Raw genomic sequence first — 10,062 nt, forward strand, 5'->3', positions numbered from 1 at the left:
AAGAACGTAGACCTGATAAGCGCAGCGCCATCAGGCATTTTCCCGAACACCCTAACCCGCAAGGAAAAAGCGGAACGCCGGGTTGTGGGTTTCGTTGTGGCACTCGTAGCCCAGCTCATTCAGCCGGGTTTCGAAATCTGGCTCGTTTTCGCCCAGTTCGAACGCCGCCAGCACACGACCATAGTCGGTACCGTGGCTGCGATAGTGGAACAGCGAAATATTCCAGTGCGTTCCCAGCGTGTGCAGAAACTTCAGCAGCGCGCCGGGCGACTCTGGAAATTCGAAACTGTACAGACGTTCCTGCAACGGTTTCGATGGGCGTCCGCCAACCATATAGCGCACATGCAGTTTCGCCATTTCGTCGTCGGAGAGATCCACCACGCTGTAGCCGCCTTCATGCAGCAGCGCGAGAATCTCTTTGCGCTCTTCCAGTCCACGGCTCAGACGGACGCCGACAAAAATGCAGGCATCTTGAGCGTCGGCAAAACGGTAGTTAAATTCGGTAACGGAACGGCCGCCCAGCAGCTGACAAAACGTCAGGAAGCTGCCTTTCTCTTCCGGGATAGTCACCGCCAGCAGCGCTTCGCGCTGTTCACCCAGCTCGCAGCGTTCAGACACATAGCGCAGACCATGAAAGTTCACATTCGCGCCAGAAAGCACATGCGCCAGGCGTTCGCCGCGAATATTGTGTTGGGCGATGTATTTTTTCATCCCCGCCAGCGCCAGCGCACCGGAAGGTTCCGCCACCGCACGCACATCCTCGAACAGATCTTTCATCGCTGCGCAAATCGCATCGCTGTCGACGGTGATAATGTCGTCGAGATATTCCTGGCACAGACGGAAGGTTTCATCGCCGATACGTTTAACCGCCACGCCTTCGGCAAACAGTCCCACACGCGGGAGATCCACCGGATGACCGGCATCCAGCGCCGCTTTCAGGCAGGCCGAATCTTCCGCTTCAACGGCGATCACTTTGATTTGCGGCATCAGCTGTTTGATGAGCACCGCCACGCCTGCCGCCAGTCCACCGCCGCCAACCGGCACGAATACGCGGTCGAGATGCGCATCCTGTTGGAGCAGTTCCAGCGCCAGCGTGCCCTGCCCGGCAATCACCATCGGATGATCGAACGGCGGAACCCAGGTAAAGCCCTGCTGTTGCGCCAGCTCGATAGCTTTTGCTTTCGCTTCATCAAAGTTCGCGCCGTGCAGCAGCACTTCCCCGCCAAACCCGCGCACCGCGTCCACTTTGATATCGGCGGTCGCCAGCGGCATCACAATCAATGCTTTTACGCCCAAACGCGCGGAGGAGAACGCCACGCCCTGAGCATGGTTACCCGCCGATGCGGTGATAACGCCGTGGGCTTTTTGTTCTTCGGTGAGCCCCGCCATCATCGCGTAGGCTCCGCGCAGCTTGAAGCTGTGTACAGGCTGCCTGTCTTCACGCTTCACGAGAATAACGTTGTCGAGGCGCGAAGAAAGTTTTTCCATTTTTTGCAGCGGCGTCACCTGTGCTGCTTCATATACCGGCGCGCGGAGTACCGCACGCAGGTACTCCGCCCCTTCCGGGGCGGCTGACAGGGGTTGCGACTCGGCCATCATCAACCTCCCAGCTTCGATTTATCGCGTACCGCGCCTTTATCGGCGCTGGTCGCCAGGCTGGCATAAGCACGCAGCGCAAAGGAGACCGGACGCTGACGATCTTTCGGCGTCCAGGCTTTATCACCACGGGCTTCCTGCGCTTCGCGACGCGCGGCGATTTCCGCATCGCTCAGTTGCAGTTGAATACCACGGTTTGGAATATCAATAGCAATCATGTCGCCATCTTCGATGATGGCAATATTACCGCCGCTGGCCGCTTCCGGTGAGACGTGACCGATAGAGAGGCCAGACGTGCCGCCGGAGAAACGGCCATCGGTGATCAGCGCACAGGCTTTACCCAGCCCCATCGATTTCAGGAAGGTGGTCGGGTAGAGCATTTCCTGCATACCAGGACCACCCTTCGGCCCTTCGTAGCGAATAACCACCACATCACCGGCAACCACCTTACCGCCAAGAATCGCCTCAACCGCATCGTCCTGGCTTTCATAGACTTTCGCCGGGCCGGTAAATTTCAGGATGCTGTCATCCACGCCTGCGGTTTTTACGATACAGCCGTTTTCAGCAAAGTTACCGTAGAGCACCGCCAGACCGCCATCTTTGCTGTAGGCATGTTCCAGCGAGCGAATGCAGCCTTCGGCGCGGTCGGTATCCAGCGAATCCCAGCGGCAATCCTGCGAGAACGCCTGCGTCGTGCGGATACCCGCCGGGCCTGCACGGAACATCTGTTTTACCGCTTCATTCTGGCTGACCATAACGTCGTACTGCTCCAGCGTTTGCGGCAGCGTCAGACCCAGCACGTTTTTTACATCGCGATTCATCAGCCCGGCGCGATCCAGCTCGCCCAGAATACCCAGCACGCCGCCTGCGCGGTGGACGTCTTCCATGTGGTATTTCTGCGTACTTGGCGCGACTTTACACAACTGTGGAACCTTGCGGGAAAGCTTGTCGATATCACTCATGGTGAAGTCGATTTCCGCTTCCTGCGCCGCCGCCAGCAGGTGTAAAACGGTGTTGGTCGAACCGCCCATAGCGATATCCAGCGTCATGGCGTTTTCAAACGCCGCTTTACTGGCGATATTACGCGGCAGTGCGGAAGCGTCGTCCTGCTCGTAGTAACGTTTAGTCAGCTCAACAATGCGCTTACCGGCATTGAGGAACAGCTGCTTGCGATCGGCGTGGGTTGCCAGCAACGAGCCGTTGCCCGGCTGCGACAGGCCCAGCGCTTCCGTCAGGCAGTTCATTGAGTTAGCGGTGAACATCCCGGAACACGACCCACAGGTCGGGCAGGCGGAGCGTTCGACCTGATTGCTCTGATCGTCAGAAACTTTCGGGTCCGCGCCCTGAATCATCGCATCAACCAGATCGAGCTTGATGATCTGATCGGAAAGTTTGGTTTTCCCGGCTTCCATCGGGCCGCCGGAGACAAAAATTACCGGAATGTTCAGGCGCAGCGAGGCCATCAGCATCCCTGGGGTGATTTTGTCGCAGTTGGAGATACAGACCATCGCATCCGCACAGTGGGCGTTCACCATGTACTCCACCGAGTCGGCGATCAGTTCGCGAGACGGCAGTGAATACAGCATGCCCCCGTGACCCATAGCGATTCCATCATCCACGGCAATGGTGTTGAACTCTTTGGCGACGCCGCCAGCGGCTTCAATCTGTTCGGCGACCAGCTTACCGAGATCGCGCAGATGAACGTGACCCGGCACAAACTGGGTGAATGAGTTCACGACGGCGATGATCGGTTTGCCAAAATCGGCATCGGTCATCCCGGTGGCGCGCCACAGCGCGCGGGCACCCGCCATATTGCGACCATGTGTGGTTGTGGCGGAACGATACTTAGGCATGCGTAATTTACTCCCAGTGTCTGTCTGTTAAATGGGACGGTGCGTGCCGTCCCATTTATTTTTAATTTATGGATTTACCTGATCCAACCAGCCCCATTTATCTTCGGTTTCACCGGTGAAGAGGCCAAAGAATGCTTGCTGAATACGTTTGGTGACCGGACCGCAGCGGCCCTCGCCTACCTGGATACCGTCCACGCTGCGAACCGGTGTGATCTCTGCCGCAGTACCGGACATAAACACTTCGTCCGCCAGATACAGAGATTCGCGAGACAGCACCTGCTCACGCACTTCGATATCCAGCTCTTTCGCCAGCTTAATGATCGCATCACGGGTAATACCTGGCAGCGCGGAGGAGGTAAACGGCGGGGTAAACAACACGCCATCTTTCACTTCAAACAGGTTTTCGCCTGCGCCTTCGGAAATATAACCATTCACATCCAACGCGATACCTTCCTGGTAGCCATGACGACGCGCTTCACTCCCTACCAGCAGTGAAGAAAGGTAGTTACCGCCCGCTTTTGCCGCTGTCGGAATGGTGTTTGGCGCTGCGCGGTTCCAGGAAGAAACCATCGCATCGATCCCCTGATCCAGCGCTTCTGCGCCCAGGTATGCGCCCCATGGGAACGCCGCGATGATGACGTCAGTGCTGTATCCCGGAGGCGGGTTAACGCCCATCCCCACATCGCCCACAAACACCAGCGGACGAATATACGCGCTGGTCAGGTTGTTTTTACGGATAACGTCGCGGCAGGCTTCCATCAGCTCATCAACGCTCTGGGAGACGGGAAAACGATAGATTTTGGCTGAATCATGCAAACGCTGCATGTGTTCACGATGGCGGAACACCACTGGACCTTTGTGAGAGTCGTAGCAACGGATCCCTTCAAACACGGAAGTACCGTAGTGCAGTGCGTGGGACATCACATGAACCTTCGCATCTTCCCAACGAATCATCTCACCATTGAACCAGATGTAATCAGCTTTTTTCGTCGTCATTTTTCTTCCTTTTGCGCTCAGGCGCGGATTTGTTGTGATGTGGTTGTGCTCTGGCAGATAGCAACATGTGCAACATCTACCAGTTTACTTAACTGACTAAACAGTAAGTCGACCGACCGGGGGCTGGCAACGGTCAATTCGATATTTATATTTTGCGCATCGGTGGCGGCTTCCATATTCATGGAGCACACCTGAAAACCACGGTGGCGAACCACGCGTAAAACACGTTCTAACGTTTCCGGGTTGAAGCGAGCTGCCACATTGACCTGATGTTGCATCATGATAATTTCTCCAGCATTTCTGAGTTACTGGCGCCAGGCGGCACCAGGGGCCAGACATTCTCAAGTTCGTCGATTGAGACATGAAGCAGGTATGGCCCATCACTGTTCAGCATGGTGTCGAGCGCCGCTTCAACCTGGTCTTTACGGGTGATGTGTTGGCCAGGAATGCCGAAGGCGCTGGCTAACATGAGGAAATCGGGGTTATCGGTAAGGGTGGTTTCGCTATATCGTTCCTGGAAAAACAGTTGTTGCCATTGTCGAACCATGCCTAACCGCTGGTTATCGAGTAAGACAATCTTCAACGGCAACTGCTTGCGTTTTACGGTGCCCAACTCTTGTACATTCATCATGAAAGAGCCGTCACCGGAGATACAGATAACGGTATCATTCGGCCTCGCAACCTGCGCGCCAACCGCCGCAGGCAGGCCAAAACCCATCGTACCTAAGCCGCTGGAGGTGATGAAATTCTCCGGGCGAGTGTACGTCATATGCTGCGCAGACCACATCTGATGCTGGCCCACATCCGTCGTCACCACGCTGTCTGCGGGTTTACGTTCCGACAGCTGTTTTAACAGCAGCGGCGCATAGATGGCTTCACCGGGATGATCGTAACGCCAGGCGTGCTCAGTACGCAGTTCAGCATTGTGCTGACGCCAGGCGTCAATATTTAACGGTTGCTGTAACGCGGGCAATAATGCGTTCAGATCGCCCTGCAACGCGACATGCGCCTGACGCAGTTTGTTCATTTCCGCCGGATCGATATCCATGTGGATCACGCTGGCGTTCGGCGCAAAGGTATTCAGCTTGCCCGTCACCCGGTCATCAAAACGTGCCCCTACGGCAATCAGCAGATCGCACTCCTGCACCGCAAAGTTTGCCGCTTTAGTGCCATGCATCCCCAACATACCGAGATAATACGGATAGTCGGCATCCACCGCGCCCAGGCCTTTTAACGTGCAGGTCACCGGCATTTGCGTCGCAGCGATAAATTCGCGCAGCGCGGGTACGGCCTGCGCCATGCCTACGCCGCCGCCCACGTACAGCATCGGTTTTTGCGCCTGCGCCATCATCCGACGCGCCTGCTCAACATCCGCGTGCGGGAAAGCCGTTTCGTTTTCAACGGTGGTGAAATACGGCTCCAGTGAACCATTGGCTAACTGGATATCTTTGGGGATATCAACCAGAACAGGGCCAGGACGACCCGAGTTAGCAACCCGGAAAGCCTCAGCCATGATGCGCGGCAGCTCTTCCAGTGACTGCACGAGGAAGCTGTGCTTAGTACATGCCAACGACAGCCCCAGCACATCAACCTCCTGAAAAGCGTCCGTTCCGATGAACGGAGCGGAAACCTGACCCGTGATGGCCACAACCGGCACGGAATCTAACAGTGCGTCAGCCAGACCGGTGATCAAATTGGTAGCGCCAGGGCCAGACGTGGCGATACAGACGCCCGTTTTGCCCGTTGAACGCGCATAGCCGATTGCCGCCATCGCCGCGCCCTGCTCGTGACGACACAACAGATGTTCCACGCCGCCGTCATACAACGCATCGTAAACCGGCATAATTGCGCCACCGGGATAACCAAAAACGGTTTCAACACCCTGTGCTCGCAAAGCATGTACCACCCACTGTGCCCCATTCATAGTTACATCCCCGCCGTAAATCTGGAGAAACAGAATTTTATGCTATTAGTCATTATCTGCTCCTCGTTTATGTTTTTAAGGTCAAAAAAAACCCCCGGACCTTTCGGTGCGGGGGTCTTAGTTCGTTAAGGCTTGATTTCTAAGCCTTTCCTCGTCCAAGTGCAGCCCCGCACGGTGGGATAATAATCACCACCACGCTAATCACGACCAGGCTAATCACTCGTAGAAGGGCTGTCATTTTTGTCTATTCTTGCATCTTGTTCGAAGGAATGCCTAAAGAGTTACCATAGCTTTCGCCAATAGCACAAGATATTTTTATTTTCATTTTTCTGACGCAGCTAACGGTTTAGCAAAAAATCATTGTTTTTTATACAAAAAACAGGAAATGAAAAATTTTCACTTTTTGCCTCATAAACAACAGCAACCCCCATCTTTTTTTCGCATCTGTGATTTTTTGCGAGCAAGCTTCCGAACAGCAAAGCATATTTTGAAAACGCGATAAAATTACCGGAATATGCGCCGAAAATTAACAATCGTGCAGGATATTTCTGGTTTTTAATGCAGCATAATTCTCTCAACGGGAGGAGTTATGTCACTGTCGATTGTTCACACACGCGCCGCACTTGGCGTTAATGCGCCGCCAATAACCATCGAGGTGCATATCAGTAATGGCCTGCCGGGTTTAACAATGGTTGGGCTACCTGAAACGACGGTAAAGGAGGCCCGGGATCGGGTTCGCAGCGCAATCATCAATAGCGGGTATGAATTTCCGGCGAAGAAAATCACCATTAATCTGGCCCCGGCAGATTTACCCAAAGAGGGCGGAAGATATGATTTACCTATCGCAATTGCGCTTCTGGCGGCGTCAGAGCAACTTACAACAAATAAGCTTAATGAATATGAACTGGTGGGCGAACTGGCCCTTACAGGTGCGTTACGTGGCGTTCCAGGCGCGATATCCAGTGCAACCGAGGCGATTCGGGCAGGCAGACATATCATTGTTGCAAAAGAGAATACGGCGGAAGTTGGGCTAATCAGCGGGGAGGGATGCCTGATTGCAGATCATCTGCAAACGGTATGCGCATTTCTGGAAGGGAAACGTGATCTTGAGAAACCAGTCTCTACCGATTCTGACGCCTGTTTACTGCATGACGATCTCAGTGATGTTATCGGTCAGGAACAGGGGAAACGAGGCCTGGAAATCACGGCCGCAGGAGGGCACAACCTGCTGCTGATAGGCCCGCCAGGTACGGGAAAAACCATGCTGGCCAGCCGCATTAATGGGCTACTGCCATCATTAAGCGACAAAGAAGCGCTGGAAAGCGCGGCGATTCTCAGCCTGGTGAACGCTGATACGGTACAAAGGCAGTGGAAACGACGTCCTTTCCGCTCGCCTCATCACAGCGCGTCATTAACGGCAATGGTAGGGGGAGGTTCAATACCCGCGCCAGGAGAAATATCGCTGGCGCACAACGGTATTTTGTTTCTGGATGAACTGCCTGAGTTTGAGCGACGCACGCTGGATGCGCTGCGTGAACCTATTGAGTCTGGTCAGATACACCTTTCGCGCACCCGGGCAAAGATCACCTATCCTGCGCGCTTCCAACTGATTGCAGCGATGAATCCCAGCCCGACCGGTCACTATCAGGGGAACCATAATCGCTGTAGCCCGGAACAGACGTTGCGCTACCTCAGCCGTTTATCCGGCCCCTTTCTCGATCGATTCGATCTCTCGCTCGAAATTCCCCTGCCACCGCCCGGTATACTCAGCCAGGCAGCGGTGAAAAGCGAGGACAGCGCTACAGTGAAAGTACGGGTGATATCCGCACGGAAACGCCAGTACGAACGACAGGGGAAGCTAAACGCCCATCTGGACAGCCAGGGTATACGAAAGTACTGCTCTCTACACAGTGATGATGCGCACTGGCTGGAGGAGACGCTGATACATCTGGGATTGTCTATACGAGCCTGGCAGCGCTTACTGAAGGTTGCCCGTACCATTGCCGATCTGGAACAAACGGAGAATATTACGCGCCTGCATTTGCAGGAGGCTGTGGGCTATCGGGCAATAGACAGACTACTGATTCATTTACAAAAACTACTGACGTAAAAAAAGGGCATTTCGCCCTTTTTTTATTAATCGTCAGATTCGGTGTAGTCTTCCGCACCTTCCATCTGCGGTTTACCGCCAGACAGAGTGTGGAAACGTTTTGGACGCTTAATACGCGTCATATATTTAGACCAGACGCGTTCTGCTTCTGTCACCGGCTCACGTTCGCCACGGCATACCGCGACAAACAGTCTCTCTTCTTCGGTTACTGGCTCACGTTTCCCCAGATCCAGCTCATTGAAGGCATAACCATGACGTTCAAGCAGTTGTGCCTCTTTGATGGTGAAATCACCATGACGAGAGAATCCGCGTGGATAATATTTGTTGTCGAAATATCGATTAGTCGTCGTAAAGCTTTCCGCCATCCTGCACGCTCCTAATTCTTTGGCCGAGCTATTTATGGCGCGGAGTATTAGTTACGCTTGACAGAGTGTAAAACAAAAGATTTAAATCATTACGACAAATAATTTTGTGGAGAGCGTTGTGGATACGGAATTGTTAAAAACTTTCCTGGAAGTTAGCCGGACACGCCACTTTGGACGAGCGGCAGAAGCGCTCTACCTGACCCAATCGGCGGTCAGTTTTCGGATAAGACAACTGGAAAATCAGCTTGGTGTGAACCTGTTCACCCGGCACAGAAACAATATCCGCTTAACCGCAGCAGGTGAAAAGCTACTACCCTATGCAGAAACGCTGATGAATACGTGGCAGGCAGCACGTAAGGAAGTGGCGCATACGTCGCGGCATAATGAGTTTTCTATCGGTGCCAGCGCTTCTCTGTGGGAGTGCATGCTCAATGGCTGGCTGGCACGCTTATATCAGTCTCTGGAGCCGCAAGCCAGTCTGCAATTTGAAGCCAGGATCGCTCAACGCCAGTCGTTAGTAAAGCAACTCCATGAACGTCAGCTTGATCTGCTCATTACCACCGAAGCGCCAAAAATGGATGAGTTTAGCAGCCAATTGCTGGGACATTTCACACTCGCATTGTATTGCAGCAGCCCATCACAGATGAAAGATGAATTAAATTATCTGCGCCTTGAGTGGGGACCTGATTTTCAACAGCATGAAGTGGGTTTGATTGCGAGCGATGAGGTTCCCGTTCTTACCACCAGTTCAGCTGAACTGGCGAAACAGCAACTGTCTGCTCTTAATGGATGCAGTTGGCTTCCTGTTGGCTGGGCCAAAGAAAAAGGCGGGCTTCATACCGTTGCCGACAGCGCTACGCTTTCACGCCCGTTATATGCAATATGGCTACAAAATAGCGATAAACATACGTTGATCCGCGATCTGTTAAAAACAAACGTCCTGGAAGATTAAAGGGACAGCAATGGCAAGGATGCCGGGAAAGGAGTTGAATGGATATGCCGGGGGCCGTTTTTCAGGCAAAAAAAATCCTTAGCAAATGCTAAGGATAATTTTCTGGCAGGGGCGGAGAGACTCGAACTCCCAACACCCGGTTTTGGAGACCGGTGCTCTACCAATTGAACTACGCCCCTAATTAGGGTGGCGGAACGGACGGGACTCGAACCCGCGACCCCCTGCGTGACAGGCAGGTATTCTAACCAACTGAACTACCGCTCCAC

At 53.8% G+C, this 10,062-nt stretch carries 10 protein-coding genes and 2 tRNA genes; 2 read left to right on the forward strand and 10 right to left on the reverse strand.

The features are described from left to right. Positions 1-51: 51 nt before the first annotated feature. The 7 genes from ilvA to ilvL form a co-directional block, all read right to left on the reverse strand. Positions 52-1,596: a threonine ammonia-lyase, biosynthetic gene (gene ilvA / locus OGV83_RS04010; RefSeq protein ID WP_286463179.1), complete on the reverse strand. Its 1,545-nt coding sequence runs from the start codon at positions 1,594-1,596 to the stop codon at positions 52-54. A 2-nt stretch (positions 1,597-1,598) separates the two neighbouring features. Beyond that, positions 1,599-3,449, reverse strand: coding sequence for a dihydroxy-acid dehydratase (ilvD, locus tag OGV83_RS04015; RefSeq protein ID WP_024130091.1), 1,851 nt, complete (start codon positions 3,447-3,449; stop codon positions 1,599-1,601). Positions 3,450-3,515: 66 nt separating this feature from the next. Then, the gene (ilvE, locus tag OGV83_RS04020) at positions 3,516-4,445 is read right to left on the reverse strand and encodes a branched-chain-amino-acid transaminase (RefSeq protein WP_012131120.1); all 930 of its coding nucleotides are present in this window, start codon (positions 4,443-4,445) and stop codon (positions 3,516-3,518) included. Positions 4,446-4,462: 17 nt separating this feature from the next. Beyond that, positions 4,463-4,726, reverse strand: coding sequence for an acetolactate synthase 2 small subunit (ilvM, locus tag OGV83_RS04025; RefSeq protein WP_012131119.1), 264 nt, complete (start codon positions 4,724-4,726; stop codon positions 4,463-4,465). Continuing rightward, positions 4,723-6,369: an acetolactate synthase 2 catalytic subunit gene (ilvG, locus tag OGV83_RS04030; protein WP_115626141.1), complete on the reverse strand. Its 1,647-nt coding sequence runs from the start codon at positions 6,367-6,369 to the stop codon at positions 4,723-4,725. Before ilvG ends, ilvM begins: the two co-directional genes overlap by 4 nt. A gap of 2 nt (positions 6,370-6,371) precedes the next feature. After that, positions 6,372-6,422 carry a peptide IlvX gene (gene ilvX / locus OGV83_RS21560; RefSeq protein ID WP_202401504.1) on the reverse strand — a complete coding sequence of 17 codons (51 nt, stop codon included), beginning with the start codon at positions 6,420-6,422 and terminating at the stop codon, positions 6,372-6,374. Between the two features lie 86 nt (positions 6,423-6,508). Further along, positions 6,509-6,607, reverse strand: coding sequence for an ilv operon leader peptide (ilvL, locus tag OGV83_RS04035; RefSeq protein ID WP_001311244.1), 99 nt, complete (start codon positions 6,605-6,607; stop codon positions 6,509-6,511). 351 nt (positions 6,608-6,958) lie between these two features. Here ilvL and OGV83_RS04040 point away from each other — a divergent pair, with 351 nt between their 5' ends. Next, entirely contained in the window at positions 6,959-8,479 is a 1,521-nt protein-coding gene (locus OGV83_RS04040) for a YifB family Mg chelatase-like AAA ATPase (protein ID WP_286463176.1), read from the forward strand. A gap of 26 nt (positions 8,480-8,505) precedes the next feature. Here the strand turns inward: OGV83_RS04040 and maoP are convergent, their stop codons facing one another. Then, positions 8,506-8,844 carry a macrodomain Ori organization protein MaoP gene (gene maoP / locus OGV83_RS04045; RefSeq protein ID WP_012131115.1) on the reverse strand — a complete coding sequence of 113 codons (339 nt, stop codon included), beginning with the start codon at positions 8,842-8,844 and terminating at the stop codon, positions 8,506-8,508. A 106-nt stretch (positions 8,845-8,950) separates the two neighbouring features. Between maoP and hdfR the strand changes: the two genes are divergently transcribed. Next, on the forward strand, positions 8,951-9,796 hold the full coding sequence (hdfR, locus tag OGV83_RS04050) for an HTH-type transcriptional regulator HdfR (RefSeq protein ID WP_286463177.1): 846 nt from the start codon (positions 8,951-8,953) through the stop codon (positions 9,794-9,796). A 103-nt stretch (positions 9,797-9,899) separates the two neighbouring features. On the opposite strand, the gene OGV83_RS04055 is transcribed toward hdfR, so the two are convergent. Together OGV83_RS04055 and OGV83_RS04060 are read right to left on the reverse strand one after the other, a co-directional pair. After that, a tRNA-Trp gene (locus tag OGV83_RS04055) sits at positions 9,900-9,975 on the reverse strand. An 8-nt stretch (positions 9,976-9,983) separates the two neighbouring features. Next, positions 9,984-10,060 (reverse strand) — tRNA-Asp (locus OGV83_RS04060). Positions 10,061-10,062 lie beyond the last annotated feature (2 nt).

It is taken from the genome of Citrobacter sp. CK189 (genome assembly GCF_030333505.1).
GTDB lineage: Bacteria > Pseudomonadota > Gammaproteobacteria > Enterobacterales > Enterobacteriaceae > Citrobacter_B > Citrobacter_B koseri.

Bases quoted from the DNA above. Each gene is read 5' to 3' on its own strand.
- ilvA (WP_286463179.1), bottom strand. From the start codon at position 1,596: ATGGCCGAGTCGCAACCCCTGTCAGCCGCCCCGGAAGGGGCGGAGTAC.
- ilvM (WP_012131119.1), bottom strand. From the start codon at position 4,726: ATGATGCAACATCAGGTCAATGTGGCAGCTCGCTTCAACCCGGAAACG.
- ilvG (WP_115626141.1), bottom strand. From the start codon at position 6,369: ATGAATGGGGCACAGTGGGTGGTACATGCTTTGCGAGCACAGGGTGTT.
- maoP (WP_012131115.1), bottom strand. From the start codon at position 8,844: ATGGCGGAAAGCTTTACGACGACTAATCGATATTTCGACAACAAATAT.
- ilvD (WP_024130091.1), bottom strand. From the start codon at position 3,449: ATGCCTAAGTATCGTTCCGCCACAACCACACATGGTCGCAATATGGCG.
- ilvL (WP_001311244.1), bottom strand. From the start codon at position 6,607: ATGACAGCCCTTCTACGAGTGATTAGCCTGGTCGTGATTAGCGTGGTG.
- ilvE (WP_012131120.1), bottom strand. From the start codon at position 4,445: ATGACGACGAAAAAAGCTGATTACATCTGGTTCAATGGTGAGATGATT.
- OGV83_RS04040 (WP_286463176.1), top strand. From the start codon at position 6,959: ATGTCACTGTCGATTGTTCACACACGCGCCGCACTTGGCGTTAATGCG.